This is a genomic window from Colwellia sp. BRX9-1 (assembly GCF_014077195.1).
GTDB lineage: Bacteria > Pseudomonadota > Gammaproteobacteria > Enterobacterales > Alteromonadaceae > Colwellia_A.
Genome location: NZ_JACGVM010000015.1, coordinates 67,914 through 84,513 on the forward strand (window position 1 = coordinate 67,914; position 16,600 = coordinate 84,513).

At 37.8% G+C, this 16,600-nt stretch carries 16 protein-coding genes and 1 other RNA gene; 10 read left to right on the forward strand and 7 right to left on the reverse strand.

Annotated features, from left to right (window positions below):
* Positions 1–390: 390 nt before the first annotated feature.
* Both ssrA and smpB read right to left on the reverse strand, forming a co-directional pair.
* Positions 391–740, reverse strand: a transfer-messenger RNA (tmRNA) gene (ssrA, locus tag H4J76_RS13980).
* A 94-nt stretch (positions 741–834) separates the two neighbouring features.
* A complete protein-coding gene (gene smpB / locus H4J76_RS13985) occupies positions 835–1,317 on the reverse strand; it encodes an SsrA-binding protein SmpB (RefSeq protein ID WP_070377008.1) in 483 nt (160 codons plus the stop codon).
* 150 nt (positions 1,318–1,467) lie between these two features.
* Here smpB and H4J76_RS13990 point away from each other — a divergent pair, with 150 nt between their 5' ends.
* Both H4J76_RS13990 and H4J76_RS13995 read left to right on the forward strand, forming a co-directional pair.
* The gene (locus tag H4J76_RS13990; RefSeq protein ID WP_070374314.1) at positions 1,468–1,908 is read left to right on the forward strand and encodes an SRPBCC family protein; all 441 of its coding nucleotides are present in this window, start codon (positions 1,468–1,470) and stop codon (positions 1,906–1,908) included.
* The gene (locus H4J76_RS13995; protein WP_070374313.1) at positions 1,901–2,281 is read left to right on the forward strand and encodes an RnfH family protein; all 381 of its coding nucleotides are present in this window, start codon (positions 1,901–1,903) and stop codon (positions 2,279–2,281) included. The genes H4J76_RS13990 and H4J76_RS13995 overlap by 8 nt, the downstream gene beginning before the upstream one ends.
* A 69-nt stretch (positions 2,282–2,350) precedes the next feature.
* On the opposite strand, the gene H4J76_RS14000 is transcribed toward H4J76_RS13995, so the two are convergent.
* The 3 genes from H4J76_RS14000 to nadK form a co-directional block, all read right to left on the reverse strand.
* Positions 2,351–2,698 (reverse strand): outer membrane protein assembly factor BamE, encoded by a 348-nt coding sequence (locus H4J76_RS14000; protein ID WP_070374311.1) that lies wholly within the window; start codon positions 2,696–2,698, stop codon positions 2,351–2,353.
* Positions 2,699–2,832: 134 nt separating this feature from the next.
* Positions 2,833–4,521, reverse strand: coding sequence for a DNA repair protein RecN (gene recN, locus H4J76_RS14005; RefSeq protein WP_182230832.1), 1,689 nt, complete (start codon positions 4,519–4,521; stop codon positions 2,833–2,835).
* 109 nt (positions 4,522–4,630) lie between these two features.
* A complete protein-coding gene (gene nadK / locus H4J76_RS14010; protein WP_070374309.1) occupies positions 4,631–5,512 on the reverse strand; it encodes an NAD(+) kinase in 882 nt (293 codons plus the stop codon).
* Between the two features lie 455 nt (positions 5,513–5,967).
* Between nadK and grpE the strand changes: the two genes are divergently transcribed.
* The 3 genes from grpE (at position 5,968) to dnaJ (ending at position 10,109) form a co-directional block, all read left to right on the forward strand.
* On the forward strand, positions 5,968–6,621 hold the full coding sequence (gene grpE, locus H4J76_RS14015; protein ID WP_182175999.1) for a nucleotide exchange factor GrpE: 654 nt from the start codon (positions 5,968–5,970) through the stop codon (positions 6,619–6,621).
* 281 nt (positions 6,622–6,902) lie between these two features.
* On the forward strand, positions 6,903–8,816 hold the full coding sequence (dnaK, locus tag H4J76_RS14020) for a molecular chaperone DnaK (protein ID WP_070374307.1): 1,914 nt from the start codon (positions 6,903–6,905) through the stop codon (positions 8,814–8,816).
* Positions 8,817–8,972: 156 nt separating this feature from the next.
* Positions 8,973–10,109: a molecular chaperone DnaJ gene (gene dnaJ / locus H4J76_RS14025; RefSeq protein ID WP_070374306.1), complete on the forward strand. Its 1,137-nt coding sequence runs from the start codon at positions 8,973–8,975 to the stop codon at positions 10,107–10,109.
* Positions 10,110–10,204: 95 nt separating this feature from the next.
* Here dnaJ and H4J76_RS14030 read toward each other — a convergent pair whose 3' ends face one another.
* The gene (locus H4J76_RS14030; RefSeq protein WP_182230833.1) at positions 10,205–11,062 is read right to left on the reverse strand and encodes a choice-of-anchor H family protein; all 858 of its coding nucleotides are present in this window, start codon (positions 11,060–11,062) and stop codon (positions 10,205–10,207) included.
* A 300-nt stretch (positions 11,063–11,362) separates the two neighbouring features.
* Here H4J76_RS14030 and H4J76_RS14035 point away from each other — a divergent pair, with 300 nt between their 5' ends.
* From H4J76_RS14035 to H4J76_RS14055, 5 genes are all read left to right on the forward strand, one after another.
* Positions 11,363–11,650, forward strand: a complete 288-nt coding sequence (locus H4J76_RS14035; RefSeq protein WP_182214025.1) for a PepSY domain-containing protein — start codon at positions 11,363–11,365, stop codon at positions 11,648–11,650.
* Between the two features lie 5 nt (positions 11,651–11,655).
* Positions 11,656–12,330, forward strand: coding sequence for a response regulator transcription factor (locus tag H4J76_RS14040; RefSeq protein WP_070374303.1), 675 nt, complete (start codon positions 11,656–11,658; stop codon positions 12,328–12,330).
* A gap of 26 nt (positions 12,331–12,356) precedes the next feature.
* Entirely contained in the window at positions 12,357–13,694 is a 1,338-nt protein-coding gene (locus H4J76_RS14045; RefSeq protein ID WP_182230834.1) for an ATP-binding protein, read from the forward strand.
* 105 nt (positions 13,695–13,799) lie between these two features.
* Positions 13,800–15,173 carry a DUF3300 domain-containing protein gene (locus H4J76_RS14050; RefSeq protein ID WP_182230835.1) on the forward strand — a complete coding sequence of 458 codons (1,374 nt, stop codon included), beginning with the start codon at positions 13,800–13,802 and terminating at the stop codon, positions 15,171–15,173.
* Between the two features lie 164 nt (positions 15,174–15,337).
* Positions 15,338–16,006: a hypothetical protein gene (locus H4J76_RS14055; RefSeq protein WP_182230836.1), complete on the forward strand. Its 669-nt coding sequence runs from the start codon at positions 15,338–15,340 to the stop codon at positions 16,004–16,006.
* A gap of 74 nt (positions 16,007–16,080) precedes the next feature.
* Here H4J76_RS14055 and H4J76_RS14060 read toward each other — a convergent pair whose 3' ends face one another.
* Complete coding sequence (locus H4J76_RS14060; RefSeq protein ID WP_070374299.1) at positions 16,081–16,554, reverse strand: Lrp/AsnC family transcriptional regulator; 474 nt, start codon at positions 16,552–16,554, stop codon at positions 16,081–16,083.
* Positions 16,555–16,600: the final 46 nt, after the last annotated feature.

Here is a 16,600-nt window from a genome sequence, read left to right on the forward strand (position 1 = left end):
GTAATAAACTATGGGCTCAACCGTCTATCGTTAAGTGTGTTTTAAATCCCCATAAACAGTAATTCCCATCATATGTAGACTTTTTCAATAATATTATAAGTTTTATTCAACTACTCGATAGGTTTGCGTATAACTTCTGGCAGCATTTATATGTTTGTATCCAATAATTTTCTTAAATTTTTATAATGGATGTCCAAGTTATGAAAGCTGTATCAAATGATTCTTCTTGAGTTTTTATAATGGGAAGTTATGAAAGCTAAAATCTAGGGGGAGGAGATTTTAGACATAAAAAAACCGCAATTAAGCGGTTTCTTATCATAAACGGTGGTTTGTTTATCGCCAAATCTAAAAGTTACTAGGTATAACTAATGGATTAAAAAGGTCTTTATTTGGTGGAGCGGGGGGGAATCGAACCCCCGTCCAAAAAGCCTACATCCTTGGTACTACATGCTTAGTCGATTATTTGTTTAACCAATTAGACGCCAATCGACAGGCTTCGTCATGGTGAGCTTAATACTATTTCGCGGTTCAGCCTTAAGCGTGCTTCCCTCGCTATCCTATTTGGGGTGACCATCGATCCTCTAAACAATAGGAGAATTTTTGAGGCGATGGCTAGCCTAAGCGGCTAGTGCGAACGTATCGTCGTTTGCAATTATAGTTTTGCGGCTTTTTACCAGGCAAACCGCCCCTGGGCATGCACCTCGGGTTTCATGAATCTTGTCGAATCCTAGATCCGCCCCAAAGTTTTTTCATCTTAATTATAAACTTATTCAGTCTATAAAGCGCATTGTACAGCGCTTCTTTTAAATAAACAACGTGTTAATTGTTAACTTGTTATCGATCTAAATTCTTATTTTTCATTAATCGGCCTTTATCAACAGCCCATTCTCTGTCTTTGATATCAGAACGCTTATCATGGTCTTTCTTACCTTTACCCAAATAAAATTCGAGTTTGACCCAATTTGCTTTCCAATACATCGCCGTGGCAATTAATGAATAACCATCACGCTCTACAGCTGCGGTTATTTTCTCTAATTCACGTCGATTCAACAGTAACTTGCGGTCACGATTAGGTTCGCATACTACGTGACTAGAAGCAGCATTGAGCGGCATTATTTCAGCACCCAATAAATAAGCTTCACCGTTTTTTACGTGTACATAACAATCAGAAATATTAACTTTTCCGCTACGGATACTTTTAATTTCCCAACCCTGCAGGCTCATCCCACCTTCAAACTTATCAGTTAAAGAATAGTTATGACGAGCTTTTTTGTTTAACGCAATAGTATTGCTGTTTGATTTTTTTTTCTGTGCCATTATATTTCCATTTTGTTTGCCATCAAAAATAGCAATCGCAAACATTATACGGAGAATTATTGATATTTGAATGATTAATTTCAATTTTTCTGTTTAATGCCTTTTGCTCACGGCTTTGTTATCATTACCCTTTAAAGTTGAGGAAAATAAATGCCCGTAATTAGTCGCAGCGCTTTAGTGATGTATAGCGTTGACCAAATGTATCAATTAATTAATGATATTGTTGCTTATCCTCAATTTATTCCCAATTGTGGTGACAGTAAGATAATTTCTCAGCAAGGTAATGAAGTTACAGCTGCTTTGATGGTTTCGAAGGGGGTTCTAAAAAAATGGTTTACCACCAAGAATACCTTGATTGGTAATAATAAAGTGCAACTCGATTTAGTTGACGGTCCTTTTAAAAAGCTAACGGGTTACTGGCAACTGACTGAATTATCTGAAGAAGCTTGTAAGATTAGTTTGCATTTAGAGTATGAGTTTTCGAGTAAAGTATTCGATTTGGCATTTGGCCGTGTTTTTACAAGTTTGACCAATAATATGGTACAAGCTTTTACACAAAGAGCTAAAGAGGTTTATCATTCTAATGGTTGATAGCATAGAGATAGAGCAAGAACTTGCTCAACGTAAAATACAAATTGAAGTTGTTTATGGACTACCTGATAGACAAGAGCTATTAACGCTTTTAGTCGATGAAGGCACCTTGTTAGAGCAAGGTATTATCGCTTCAGGTATTTTATCTGTTTTTGAAGAAATAGACTTAACCGTAAATAATGTTGGTATTTGGAATCGAGCCGCTAAGTTAACAGATACTTTACGAGATTTAGATCGTATTGAAATATATCGACCTTTAATTGCTGACCCAAAAGAGGTTAGAAAGCGCCGAGCTGAAAAAGCAAAAGATGAAGGGCGTGCCGATAAAGTTACCGGTGGTCGTGTTGACCCGCGTCGAAATAAAGCAAGCTAAAAAAATCGCAAAATTTAAAGTAAAAAAAACGGCTATTAAGGCCGTTTTTTTATGGGACTAAAATATTTATTAGTTAACCATAGGAACGTAAAAGTTGTCACCTAAGACAAAGTCACCTTCTGCGCTGGCTAATAATTCATTATCAAAATAGAGGATAAATTTCTTCTTAACGTTAAACTCTTCACTTCGACCTGATTTTAATAAGTAAACATAGTGCAATGTATCATTGCCAAATGCATCGTTAACAACAGGGCTACCAAGTACAAATTTTACTTGTTCTTTAGTCATGCCAATTTGAAGCTTGTCGATATCTTTTTGTTCTAAAAAGTTTCCCTGAGGAATGTCAAAACGATAGACCCAGCTTGAGCAGGCAGAAAGAGATAGGGCAATAGTAATGGCTAAAATGCGAAATAACATGTTTTTTCATTTATCCTAATAAGTTCGAATGGGGATGATAACTAAGCCCGCGAAGAGATACAAAACTATTTTCAATTTATTTTGCACCTTTGTGCCTCAACTCAGGTTATTTACTTAACGCTAAAATTAATTTATTAACCGGCAAGTAACTCTTGAGCATTAGCCAAGCTGTTATCTGTTATTTTATTTCCCGCTAATAAGCGAGCAATTTCTTGGACTCTGCCATTAGCACTTAGTTCCGTTACTTTTGTTTCTGTAAACTCGCCATCGGTTAATTTACTGACAAATAACTGTTGATGCCCTTTGCAAGCGACTTGTGGTAAATGTGTTACACAGATAACTTGGGTGTTTTGTGCTAATTCTTGTAGTTTGCTACCGACCATTGCCGCTGTTGGGCCACTAATACCGACATCAACTTCATCAAATATTAAAGTCGGTGTGATCACCTTGTCAGCTAAAATAACCTGCATGGCTAAACTAATACGTGATAATTCGCCACCAGAAGCAACTTTGTTCATCGCTTCTAATTTTTGCCCTGGGTTAAGGCTAATAAGAAAGTTTATTTCATCAAGGCCAAACGGCGATAAAGCTTCAACATTAACTTGCTGTACAGATACGTCAAATATGCCGTTGTTCATATTGAGCTCTTTCATGCTCAGCGTGATTTTTTTACTGAGTTTTTTTGCCGACTTTATTCTTGATGTTGATAATGCCTGAGCAGATTGTAGGTAATGTACTTTAGCTTTTTCAATGTCTACGTATGCTGTATCTAGTCTTGAACCGTCTGAATTTATGATATGTAAGGCTTGTTTTATCTCTAAGTGTAACGTTGGCAAATGCTCGGGTGCTACTTGATGTTTTTTAGCAAGTTGAATAGCGAGCGAGTAGCGGTCTTCAATCATTTGATAAGCTTCTGGATCGAGTTCAAGCTTATCGTAGTAGTGCTTTAGTTCATCATTAGCATCTTCTACAAGAATAAGTGCTTCGCTCAAGGTATTAGCAATATTTGCTAACTTAGGATCCATATGAACTAAATCATTCAACTGTTCGCAGTTGTTTCTTAGGCTGTCTGAAATATTGTGATTTTCGTTTTCAGATAAAGTTTGCAATGCTTTCAAAGTGCCGGTCAATAATGACTGACCGTTACTATGACGTTTGTAATCACTTTCTAGAATTTGAAACTCACCCGTTTGTAGTGAAAATTCGTCTAGCTCGGTCACTTGGTATTGTAATAACTGCAGTTTTGCTTCGCGTTGCTCTTTACTTTCTTGTAACTGTTTTAGTTCTGTATTGAGATTTCGCCATTGCTGATAGTAATATTGAACGTCGTCTAATAAGTGCTGATGATCGGCATACTCATCAAGTATTTTACGCTGTTGAGCCGGCTTAACAATGAGTTGGTGATCGTGTTGGCCATGAATACTTATTAAAAATTGTGCGATATCTTTAAGTTGGGCAAGCGGAACTTGGCTACCGTTAATGTAAGCCTTTGAGCGTCCTTCAGCTGATATTACTCGGCGTAAAATACATTCACAATCTAACTCAGCATCGTGTTCGTCTGTTAGGGATAGGCCATTTTTTTTAAGCCATTTTTGTGCGGAAATGTTTTTGTTGATATCAAAGGTTGCGGCTAACTCTGCTTTTTTAGTATTGGGTCTTACAACATTAGTGAGCGCTCTATCGCCTAAACATAAACCTAAGGCATCAATAGCTATCGATTTACCCGCACCTGTTTCTCCGGTGATGGTTGTCATACCTTTGCGCCAATCTATATCTAGGGTGCGCACAATGGCGAAGTTTTGAATATTAAGATGTAAAAGCATGAGAAACCAATTCACTGTATAAATATGTATAACTGTTAATTTATACAGTAAAGTGGTTTTGTGCAAGTGTTAATCGAATAAAAATTCAACAGATTGAATTTGTTAAAAATTAATAAAGCTTATTGCCCCAACTTAATTTACTTCGCAGTACATTAAAGTAGTCATGGTCTAGTGGATGAACTAATCGCAGCGTATATTCACTTTTTCTGATAATAACTTCATCACCTGGTAATACCGCTAAAATAACATGGCCATCACAACTTACTTGTAAGCTTTCATAGTTCTCATTGGCGAGTAATAGTTTTATTTCACTATTGCCGTCGACGACTATGGGTCTACTGGTTAGGGTGTGTGGAAACATTGGCACTAACGATAAGGCATTTAAATTGGGTGTTAAAATTGGACCACCTGCCGACATTGAATAGGCGGTTGAGCCAGTAGGTGTTGACACGATTAAGCCATCAGAGCGTTGGCTGAACATAAAGCTACCATCAATGTAAACTTCAAATTCAATCATGCTGGCTACTTTTCCTGCGTGTAGCACTGCTTCATTGACCGCACTGTTAGAGCTTTTCAATTTTCCGTGGCGATAAACTTCTGCTTCAATAATAAAACGTTGCTCAGCGCGCGACTCGCCACGTAAAATTTTCTCAAGTGGTTCAATTAATTCATCGGGCGATAAATCGGTAAGAAAGCCTAAGTTCCCTCTGTTTACACCAATAACACCGATATCAAAACATGATAAAACCCTCGCGGCGCCTAACATATAACCATCACCGCCCACGACTATAGCCAGGTCAGCTTGTTCACCAATTTCTACTAGGGTACTAATCGTTAGATTATCGATATCGATTGATGGGGCAACTGAGCTTTCAATTAATACCTGATAACCTTGTCCGGTAAGAAATTGATAGAGCGCTGTTATTGTTGCGCCGGCTCCTTCGTGATTTGGTTTGCCTATTAAACCTATGGTGTTATAAATTTTGCTCATGTCTACGCAGTAAGTTGTTTGTATCTTAGGATTAATAATAGTTTCGCTGTATTTTCATGGCTTGTAAAGTTGACTTTTTTATAAATCATTTACTGACTACCATTTTGATTAAATTTTTCGCTTTCATCGAGATTTAAAAGATTTAGGGCTAAGGCATTAATTGAAGAGAATGCTTATTCATTCGAAACTAATAACGTAGGCTGCAAGCCTTTTAAAATAGAACTTTAAGCGTTTTTAAGCGATGGAATAACTGCAGGTAATTGCTTTTAAATAGAATGACTATATATAAAAAAATGATATTTGTTCTCAAAACGCTGACAAGCGCTCAGTAACAACAAACTTAATTAAATTGTATTTAAGCTTGAATCGTAGCAAGAAGTCCCCATAATTACCGTTATCAGATTTATATAACCTTTATATTGTTAAATATATTATTAGTTTATTTTGGAGCTTTCATGACTAATGAGTCAACAGAAAACAAAAATACAGCTGAAGCATCAACAGAAGCTTTAACGCCCGAAGAAATTATGGCGCAAGAAATTATCGACCAAGCTGAAGAGCAAGTCGAAGTTCAACATATTCATGCCCATGAAGTGATTAGTGCCGAGCAAGAAAAGATTAACGAACTTGAGTTAAGCCTTTCTTCAGCGCAAACCACTATTGCAGATCAAAAAGATTCTGTGGTTCGTGCTAAAGCAGAAGTTGATAATATTCGCCGCCGTAGCGCACAAGACGTCGATAAAGCACGTAAATTTGCTTTAGAAAAATTTGCTGCTGAAATGTTAGTGTCAGTAGACAATTTAGAACGTGCTTTGCAGAATATAGATAAAGAAGATGAAAACAATACCGGCATTATTGAAGGTCTTGAATTAACCCTACAAGGTTTAATTGCTTCGTTAGAAAAATTTGGCGTTAAAGGTGTTGATCCACAAGACCAACCTTTTAATCCTGAATTGCATCAAGCGATGTCTATGCAAGAAGTTCCGGGCGTTGCGCCAAATACCGTTATTGCTGTGATGCAAAAAGGTTATGAACTCAATGGCCGTTTAATTCGTCCAGCGATGGTAATGGTTTCTAAATCTGCTCCGGTAGTTGATACCACAGCATAAAAAATATCATTAAAAAAAGCGGTAAGAAGTTTCTATAAAACTTCTTACCGCTTTTTTGTTTTTAGCATGCAAATAAGTTTTATTAGGGTGTTTTATCGCTATCGGTGAGAAACAACAAAAAAATCTTCACAAATAGCTAAATAATGAAATAAATTTACTTTTTTTCTTGGAAATTAGTTGAAAAGGATTTTACTGCCCCCACTATTTGTTTCATCAACAGGTTTATTAAAAAATCTTATTTTAATAAGCTTTATTTTAATTAGTATTCGGAGATCCTCAAGATGGGCAAAATAATCGGTATTGACCTAGGGACAACAAACTCTTGTGTTGCTGTACTAGATGGCGGCAAAGCACGTGTAATTGAAAATGCAGAAGGCGATCGTACAACTCCTTCAATTATTGCATACACAGAAGATGGCGAAACGTTAGTAGGTCAACCTGCTAAACGCCAATCTGTTACAAACCCAAAAAATACATTATACGCGATTAAGCGTTTAATTGGTCGTCGCTTTGAAGACGAAGAAGTTCAGCGTGATATTAAAATTATGCCTTTTGGTATTGTTAAAGCTGACAACGGCGATGCTTGGGTTACAACACGTGATAAGAACGTTGCACCACCACAAGTTTCAGCTGAAGTTTTAAAGAAAATGAAAAAAACTGCTGAAGACTTTTTAGGCGAAGCAGTAACAGAAGCAGTAATCACAGTTCCTGCTTACTTCAATGATTCACAACGCCAAGCAACTAAAGATGCGGGTCGTATTGCTGGTCTTGAAGTTAAACGTATTATCAATGAGCCAACTGCTGCTGCTCTTGCTTACGGCATGGACAAGCAAGAAGGCGATAAAGTTATTGCTGTTTACGACTTAGGTGGTGGTACTTTCGATATTTCAATTATTGAAATTGATGAAGTTGAAGGCGAGCACACGTTTGAAGTATTAGCGACTAACGGTGATACTCACTTAGGTGGTGAAGATTTTGATAACCGTTTAATCAACTATCTTGTTGCTGAATTTAAGAAAGACCAAGGTATGGATTTAACGACTGATCCTCTTGCAATGCAGCGTTTGAAAGAAGCAGCAGAAAAAGCTAAATGTGAACTTTCTTCAGCACAACAAACAGATGTTAACTTACCTTACATCACAGCTGACGGCAGCGGCCCTAAGCACATGAACATTAAAGTAACGCGTGCTAAATTAGAGTCTTTAGTTGAAGACATGGTTAAAGCAACGTTAATACCATTAGCACAAGCGCTTAAAGACGCAGACTTATCAGTAAGTGATATCAATGATGTTATCTTAGTTGGTGGTCAGTCACGCATGCCAATGGTACAAAAAGCAGTAACAGAATTTTTCGGTAAAGAACCTCGTAAAGATGTTAACCCTGATGAAGCCGTTGCCGCTGGTGCAGCAATACAAGCAGGTGTTCTTTCTGGTGATGTAACTGACGTACTTTTATTAGACGTTACGCCATTATCATTAGGTATCGAAACAATGGGCGGCGTGATGACGAAAGTTATCGATAAAAACACCACTATCCCAACTAAACAGTCACAAACCTTTTCTACAGCTGACGATAATCAAGCTGCGGTAACGGTTCATGTTGTTCAAGGTGAGCGTAAGCAAGCGTCTGCAAACAAATCTTTAGGTCAATTTAACCTTGAAGGTATCGATGCAGCACCACGTGGAACACCACAGATTGAAGTAACTTTCGATATTGATGCTGATGGTATTTTACACGTAACAGCTAAAGATAAGAACACAGGTAAAGAACAGAAGATTACCATTAAAGCTTCTTCTGGTTTATCTGATGAAGAAGTAGAACAAATGGTACGTGACGCAGAAGCTAACGCTGATGAAGATGCTAAGTTTGAAGAATTAGTTAAAGCACGTAACCAAGCTGACGGTCTAGTTCATACCACTCGCAAGCAAATTGTAGAAGCGGGCGATGACTTACCAAGCGAAGACAAAGAAAAAATTGAAACAGCATTAACTGAACTTGAAACTGAGATCAAAGGCGATGATAAAGAAGCGATTGAAGCTAAATCTCAAGCCGTTATCGAAGCATCAGCTAAGTTAATGGAAATTGCTCAAGCGAAAGCCGGTGCTCAAGAAGGCGCTCCTGAATCAGACGGCGCTGCGCCAGCTGATGACGATGTTGTTGACGCTGAATTTGAAGAAGTTAAAGAAGACAAATAGTCTTCAATAACGGAAAATATATAAGCGCTGGTTTAAACACCAGCGCTTCTTACGTTAAAAATCGTTATAAAATGCCATTGAAAATAGCTAACTATTTATAATGTCATTTTACTTAATTAATATCTAAAATTTCAACACCAGTTAAAAGAAGTCACTATGTCAAAACGCGATTATTATGAAGTGCTAGAAGTATCAAAAGATGCGTCTGAGCGTGATATCAAAAAAGCCTACAAACGTTTAGCGATGAAGCTTCATCCTGACCGTAATGCCGGTGATAAAGACAAAGAAGAGCTATTTAAAGAAGTTAAAGAAGCTTATGAAATTCTAAATGACGACCAAAAGCGTGCTGCGTTTGACCAATATGGTCATGCTGCATTTGAACAAGGTGGTCATGGCGGTGGCGGTGGTCATGGTGGCGGAGGCTTCGGTCAAGATTTTGGTGATATTTTTGGTGATATTTTTGGTGGTGGCCGCGGTGGCGGACGTCAGCAACGTCAACAACGAGGTTCAGATCTTCGCTACAACCTAGAGTTAAGTCTTGAAGATGCTGTTCGGGGTAAAACCTTAGAAATTAAAGTACCAACTTTTGTTAGTTGTGAGCCTTGTGATGGTTCTGGCGCTAAAAAAGGTACCAGTGCAAAATCTTGTACAACTTGTCATGGTCATGGCCAGGTACAAATGCGTCAAGGTTTGTTTGCTGTTCAACAGACTTGTCCAACATGTAGTGGTAAAGGTAAAGTTATTGCTAGCCCTTGTACCTCATGTCGCGGTCAAGGCCGAGTTGAAAAAACCAAAACACTTTCAGTGAAAATACCGCCAGGTGTAGATACAGGTGACAGAATTCGCTTGTCAGGCGAAGGTGAAGCTGGTGAACATGGTGCACCTGCAGGTGATTTATATGTACAAGCAAATGTACGTGATCATAAAATATTTGTCCGTGATGAAAACAACCTTTATTGTGAAGTGCCTATTAGCTTTACCACAGCAGCATTGGGTGGCGAAATAGAAGTACCAACACTTGAAGGTAAAGTGAAGCTGAAAATACCTAAAGAAACGCAAACGGGTAAAATGTTCCGTTTACGTGGTAAAGGTGTTAAATCAGTACGCAGCCACTCAATAGGCGACTTGATGTGTAAAGTTGTTCTAGAAACACCGGTTAACTTGTCTGGCGATCAAGCAGATTTACTGCGTCAGTTAGACGAAAAGATGGGTAAAAGCACCATAAAGCATAGCCCTAAAGAGACCGGTTTCTTTGATGGCGTTAAAAAGTTTTTTGATGACCTGAAAAGCTAAAGTACTGCCATTCGATGAGCTAAAAGTTTGTTGAAATATAGACATTAAAAAAGCCACAAACTTGTTTGTGGCTTTTTTGTTTTTCTGGCTAATGATTAATGGCGCTTTACTCGCATAAGTAGACCACTGAGTAATACCAATAATAAGCCAAACAGACTGCCGCCATGAGTTTGTCTGATCTCGACGACTTCTATTACTTCTATTACTTCTATGACTTCAGTATAAACCTGGTCATACTCAGCACTCTCTAACGGCAGTGCGTATAACGCGTTACTGTCATCCGCACTGTAACTCGCAGCGATCCCCTGATAACCAACTTGATATAAGTCGATTAACACATCGTAGTGATCACTTTCATAGCCCGACATAAATGTAGAAATTACTTCGTATTCATCGGCATCAGTATCACCTTCTATAAGAAAATTATCTGTGGTGAAATAGTGCTGCCAAGGGCCACCATTTTTACTGAGATAGAGTAAAGCATACACTTCGGCGAGGTGATTTTCGCTATAGCTATATACGTCTGCATCAAAAGTCACACTGAAAGTTTGATAATAGCCATCTCTGTCATAATCTTCTTGCAGAAAACTCGCCGCACTATAAATAGTGAACTTCTGATCATAGTGGTTACTCACTTTTTGTGTGGCTTCACCACTTTTTGCTTGTGCAGTGCTCTTTGCTTGATTATTAAGTGTAGAGCCTCTTATGTGAGTATTCGCTTTGCCGCTGACTTGATCGGATAGCTCGGCTAGCTTATTCGTTGCAATTATTTTTTTTCGCTGTGACTCAGTGATACTGTGTTTAAGTGCTCCTTGAGAAACACTAGCGGGTAAAACCTTTAATTCGCTGGCAGTGACATAAGTTAAAGGTAATATGCTAAAGGTTATCAATAACATTATTTTTTTAAGTGAATTCGCACGAACTGACTTCGCTGCTTTATTATTTATTAACATAATATATCCTACCTGCTTTGTTTAGTGGTGCTATTAAAGCGCAGTAAAGATGAATGTAAGCTGAACACTTTATCAGTACCGTCGAGAAAACTCGGTACTTTAGTGCCGAGTAGTTCACTGGTAAGCTATGATATATCTGTTGATTTATCAGTGGGAACTCTAGTTACCCCTCGTTATAAAATCGATATAGCGGCTTTAAAGGAATGTTCAGCTGATATTCAGTTGCTAAGGTTTATAATTTTAAATAAGCTATGGCTATGTATAGTTAGACTCACTTTTAACTTTGTCTTTGGAATAACCATGAAATTTGCTTTACCGTTAGTTTTTCTTTTTATCGCTACACTTTCTATTGATGCAATGGCTCAAGGAACGGGTGTATCAGCAAGTAATATGCAAAAAAATAATCAGCAACAGTTGAAAGTGAAAAGTAGTAAAGATGCCGCAAAATTAGCTAAAAGTCGTTTTGGTGGAAAAGTGTTAAAAGTTGAGAATAAAAAGTCGGGTTATCGGGTAAAATTAATTAAAACTGATGGTCATATCATTTCTATTTATGTTGATGCTAAGACAGGGAAAATTAATGGAGGGTGATCACTATGCGGTTGTTATTTATTGAAGACGATATTGCTTTACAGCAAAACCTATATGCCCATTTAACTGCCGCTCATTATCTAGTCGATGTGGCGAGTGATGGCGAAACAGGCTTATTTCAAGGGCAAGAATATCCATACGACGCTGCTATTATAGATGTTGGTTTACCTATAATAGACGGTATCAGTGTGATTAGATCTCTGCGTGAAAAAAATATCGACTTTCCCATTTTGGTGTTAACTGCAAGAGATAGTTGGCAGGATAAAGTGGCTGGCTTAGATGCTGGAGCCGATGATTATTTAACCAAACCTTTTCAAGCTGAAGAATTACTCGCCCGCTTAAATGCATTGATCAGACGTTCTGCAGGGCAAGCAAGTCCGTTAATAAAGAATGGCCCGTTAAGTCTTAATACCAAAAGCTTGCAGGTTGAAGTTGATAATAAGGCAATAAAGTTAAGTAGTTCAGAATATAAGTTGCTTGAGTATATGATGCTTCACCTTGACGAAGTGACTTCAAAGGCAACACTGACTGAACATATTTATGACCAAGACTTCGATCTCGATTCAAATGTTATTGAAGTATTTATCAGGCGCTTAAGAAAAAAACTCGACCCAGATAATAGCTATGGTTTTATCGAAACCTTGCGCGGCCATGGCTATAAATTAAAGCGGTTAGATTAATGAGGTCACGTGGATATACCAAGTAAATGAACGCCTTAAAAGTTCGATTATTATTAAGTACGTTAGCGATGACGGTAGTGATGCTGCCTATTATTGGCTTAACCTTATCGAATGCCTTTGAACGGCAATTAAATGTAGCGTTGAAAAACGAGTTAAAAGCCTATAGTTATTCTATTTTTACTGTGGCAGAAGTTGAAAATAATCTCTTGTTAATGCCGGAGCTCTTGCTAGAAAACCAATTCAATATTAACCAATCAGGCTTGTATGCCTTAATTACCAAACGGTCAAAAGAAACGCAAATAGGCGCGATAAAAAACAAAATACTTTGGCAATCACAATCTCTGCTGACCTTGTCTCTAACGGCGGTATTGCCATCGCCTGATGTTGGGCAAACACTGATTTCAAAAATAAGCCTAGCGGACAGTCCTCATCTACTTTATAGCTTTAGTGCGAGTTTTTCTGATAACGGCCAAGACTTTGAAATAACACTGCATCTGATAAAAGACCAACAAGCCTTATTAAGCGCTCTAAATGACTTTGAAAAAACATTATGGGCATGGCTGCTGGCATTAATGGTTGTCTTTGTTTTTGTACAAATTGCCTGGTTATTATGGACCTTGAAACCATTAACTGTATTATCTCAAGAGCTTGAACAGATAGAAAAAGGCCAAAAGAAAGCCCTAGACGCCAACTATCCTCTTGAATTACAACCGGTGACTCAGCAATTAAACGCCTTATTGGCACTGGAAGAGAACCAACGAAAACGCTATCGTAATGCCTTGTCAGATTTAGCGCATAGCCTTAAAAATCCACTGGCCGTTATTCAAAGCCAACAGAATATTTCAGCAAGCGCCAGTGAACAATTAACATTAATTAATAACATTATTGAACATCAACTTAAAAGAGCTCAAAGTGCCGGGCAGTCTTCATGGCACTTAGGTGTAAAAATTAAGCCCGTTGTTGACAAGCTAATCAGCACGTTAGCGAAAATATATCATGATAAGAATTTATCATTTGCCGTCAATGTTGATGCAAGTGCTATATTTAAGGGTGATGAAGCCGATTTAATGGAAATTTTAGGAAACCTTCTCGATAACGCCTGTAAAGCGGCTAAGCATAAAATTGCCATTAGCGTGATTAGTTCTGCAAAAATATTAACGATTGAAATTGCCGATGATGGCGCGGGTATTGAAGCGTCTCAACGCGATATTATTTTATCGCGTGGTGGCAGAGCAGACACCTATCAAGCGGGTCATGGTATTGGTTTAGCTATTGTTAATGATTTAGTCAGTAGTTATCAAGGCCAATTAACCATCAGTAACTCAACAACACTTAATGGTGCTGTTTTTACACTTATCTTTTAAACCCTTGTAGGCTTTGTTAACAAATAGCCGAGAAAGCTGTTCAGGTTACGTTCAGTTTAGTGTTGTTATCTTTGTGTTCTAGAATTAGTCATAAGGATTATAACGATGAAAAAAGTCACGTTTTTATTCAGCTTTGCTGCCTTAGTTAGCTTTAACTTGTACGCTGAGTACCAGCCTTCACAGTCAGCGCTTCAGCAACAAGAGAAACAAGAGCAGCAGCTATTTAGTAAAGCTGAATTAGCACAAATGCTAGCACCCATTGCACTTTATCCCGACAGCTTATTAACTCATATTTTAATTGCTGCTACCTATCCTATTGAAATAATCGAAGCCCATCGCTGGCTAAAGAAAAACACAAGACTAAATACTGAGCAAGTGGCTCAAGCGGTAAAAGATTTTAATTGGGATGCCAGTGTTAAAGCATTAGTGCCTTTTGAGCGTATTCTTAGCCGACTGAGTGAAGATTTAACCTGGACTCAACAGCTCGGTGATGCTTTTTTACAAGATGAGTCGATATTATTAGAAAGTATTCAACGGTTAAGAAAGCAAGCTCAACTTGCCGGAAACCTGGGTGAAATGGACAATATGGAGGTTAGCTATCAAGACAGTAATATTGTTATTGAAGCAAGAGAGAAGGAGATTGTTTATGTGCCGTATTATGATACACGCATGGTTTATGGTGCTTGGCATTGGTCATCTTATCCTCCTGTTTACTGGCAACCTCAGCGAAGTGTTTATGTAAGTCGCTCCAATCCTTTTTATTGGCATGCTGGCGTTCATATTTCGTTTGATTATTTTTTTAGTGCTTTTCATTGGCATAATCGCCAGGTGGTTGTAGCTAATACTCGACGTTCTTCATATCGCTACTATGAACAGCGTCCTCGTCACTTAATTGCTAATGGTGGCTATGCTAAACGTTGGAGACACCAGCCCGTTCACCGTAAAGGTGTGGCTTATCGAAACAAGCATACTCGCGTTAAGTATAAGGACAAGCGAGTAAGGAGCAGCGAATCTAGCAATAGAAATCATGCTGTCGTGCACAATAAGCTACAAGGTAATACCAAGCGAGCTCTATCTACCATAAGGCACAAGCCCAATGAAAGCGCTCGACGAGTAAACCGTATCACTGACAAGGCGACAAATACTTTTTCAAAACCTGTAGCAAAACATGTATCAAAGCCGACAACAAGACAGCACAGATCTTATGATCAGTCTAAAAAAACTAAAGCCGAAAAGGTTTACCGAGCGAGTCGAACTGTAAATAAAGAAAGGCCCAAACAGCTTGCCACTAAAATTGATAAGAAAAGTGCCAAGCAGCAGACTTATCGTTCTGCAAATACTTCAATTAGTTCTAAAAGACAAGGTTCAAACAAAAAGCATGATAACCAAAGTAGGATTGTTAAAACAAAGCGTTCAAACGAAAAGCATGATAAAAGAAATAGGGTAGTTAAAACAAAGCGTTCAAAGACTGACAAGTAACGATATTAGTCACTTTATATTTATAGCGCTGTATTTTTATAACAAATTGGTTGAATGTTAATTCATTTAGCCTTTTTTTATAGATGGTTTATAATCACCTTTTATAATTAGACCAATCACTCGTGTTGGCCTAACGTCAAACACATTTTATCGAGCGAACTTTAATGAAAAGACTTTTACTTGTTTTACTCTTAATTATATTAAATTCAACCAGCTTTGCTAATGAAGAAGTTAAAGAGTTACCACCAATAGACCCTTCATTTATGGGTGAACATAATATGGTGCTCTTTGTTCAGCGCTCTGCTATATATGCTTCGGTGATGACAACCTATGATAGGCCAAGTAATGTGCAGTTATTATATAAAATTGAGAATAAAGATTTAGCACTTTTGCAAACCGTACGTGATGGGCAATTAACGACGATAAAAGCCAAACCTTTTAATTTGCAACGTTTGATGCGAGGCGAGGAAATGGTCATTATGGCTGATGTATACGCAGGGCATTTTTCTCGAGGGGGAATGTTGGTTTATGAAAATATACCCTTAACCTTTGCTAAAAAATTATACGTTCGTGAACTTGACGATATAAAGGATTCAAGTAATCAGCAAGAGTATGACGTTGTTGATTTGAAAAAGAATTATAAAATTTATATTCATAAAATTCAAAAAGCACCTAGCTTTTCACATTTACTAAATATTGACGTAGAAGCAGGGTGCTTGCCACGTTTTCGTACTTCAGCAGCCGTGCCAAAAGAAACTGAGCTGCTGTATAAGTTCCTCAATTGCGGCACAATAAGTCCACTTTATTTTGAAAGCAAAGACTTTGAAAAATAATTATTATCAATAGAAGCCTTCTTTAAAACGAGGCTTCTAGCGTTAAAGTACTATCTCATAATTACTCAGACTGATTAGTCCTCATCATCAAAGTTGGGCAATACCCCGCTGCGACTGTGTTCAAAAATAAGAGAGGTTTCTACGGTGGTTACTTCATCTCTTGAGGTAATTGCATTGAAGACAAACTGTCGTAAATGTTCACTGTCTTTAACTGACATATGAATGAAGTAATCATAGCTGCCGCCCATGTGATATAAGCTAACAATTTCAGGAAGTTTAAGTAAATCGTCGCGAAGGTTGTTAACAATATCTTCAGAATAGGGCTGCAAGCGAATAGCGGCAATGGCTTCTATATTTCCACCTAAACTTTTGAAATCAATCTCGATACAAGCGCCGGTAATTATATTTTTATGTTTCATACGCTTTACACGCTCTAAACACGTAGAAGGTGCCACCCCTATTTGGGAAGCTAACTCTTTATTAGTGATATCAGCATCGCGATATAAAATAGTTAAAATGCGTAAATCTATATCATCTAATTTTTTCATTATGGTAAGTCTTCTATTTATATAGTAAATTAACACTATACCGACT

Excerpts from the sequence above, each read along its gene's own strand:
- smpB (WP_070377008.1), bottom strand. The coding sequence starts at position 1,317 with ATGGCACAGAAAAAAAAATCAAACAGCAATACTATTGCGTTAAACAAA.
- H4J76_RS13990 (WP_070374314.1), top strand. The coding sequence starts at position 1,468 with ATGCCCGTAATTAGTCGCAGCGCTTTAGTGATGTATAGCGTTGACCAA.
- H4J76_RS13995 (WP_070374313.1), top strand. The coding sequence starts at position 1,901 with ATGGTTGATAGCATAGAGATAGAGCAAGAACTTGCTCAACGTAAAATA.
- H4J76_RS14000 (WP_070374311.1), bottom strand. The coding sequence starts at position 2,698 with ATGTTATTTCGCATTTTAGCCATTACTATTGCCCTATCTCTTTCTGCC.
- recN (WP_182230832.1), bottom strand. The coding sequence starts at position 4,521 with ATGCTTTTACATCTTAATATTCAAAACTTCGCCATTGTGCGCACCCTA.
- nadK (WP_070374309.1), bottom strand. The coding sequence starts at position 5,512 with ATGAGCAAAATTTATAACACCATAGGTTTAATAGGCAAACCAAATCAC.
- grpE (WP_182175999.1), top strand. The coding sequence starts at position 5,968 with ATGACTAATGAGTCAACAGAAAACAAAAATACAGCTGAAGCATCAACA.
- dnaK (WP_070374307.1), top strand. The coding sequence starts at position 6,903 with ATGGGCAAAATAATCGGTATTGACCTAGGGACAACAAACTCTTGTGTT.
- dnaJ (WP_070374306.1), top strand. The coding sequence starts at position 8,973 with ATGTCAAAACGCGATTATTATGAAGTGCTAGAAGTATCAAAAGATGCG.
- H4J76_RS14030 (WP_182230833.1), bottom strand. The coding sequence starts at position 11,062 with ATGTTAATAAATAATAAAGCAGCGAAGTCAGTTCGTGCGAATTCACTT.
- H4J76_RS14035 (WP_182214025.1), top strand. The coding sequence starts at position 11,363 with ATGAAATTTGCTTTACCGTTAGTTTTTCTTTTTATCGCTACACTTTCT.
- H4J76_RS14040 (WP_070374303.1), top strand. The coding sequence starts at position 11,656 with ATGCGGTTGTTATTTATTGAAGACGATATTGCTTTACAGCAAAACCTA.
- H4J76_RS14045 (WP_182230834.1), top strand. The coding sequence starts at position 12,357 with ATGAACGCCTTAAAAGTTCGATTATTATTAAGTACGTTAGCGATGACG.
- H4J76_RS14050 (WP_182230835.1), top strand. The coding sequence starts at position 13,800 with ATGAAAAAAGTCACGTTTTTATTCAGCTTTGCTGCCTTAGTTAGCTTT.
- H4J76_RS14055 (WP_182230836.1), top strand. The coding sequence starts at position 15,338 with ATGAAAAGACTTTTACTTGTTTTACTCTTAATTATATTAAATTCAACC.
- H4J76_RS14060 (WP_070374299.1), bottom strand. The coding sequence starts at position 16,554 with ATGAAAAAATTAGATGATATAGATTTACGCATTTTAACTATTTTATAT.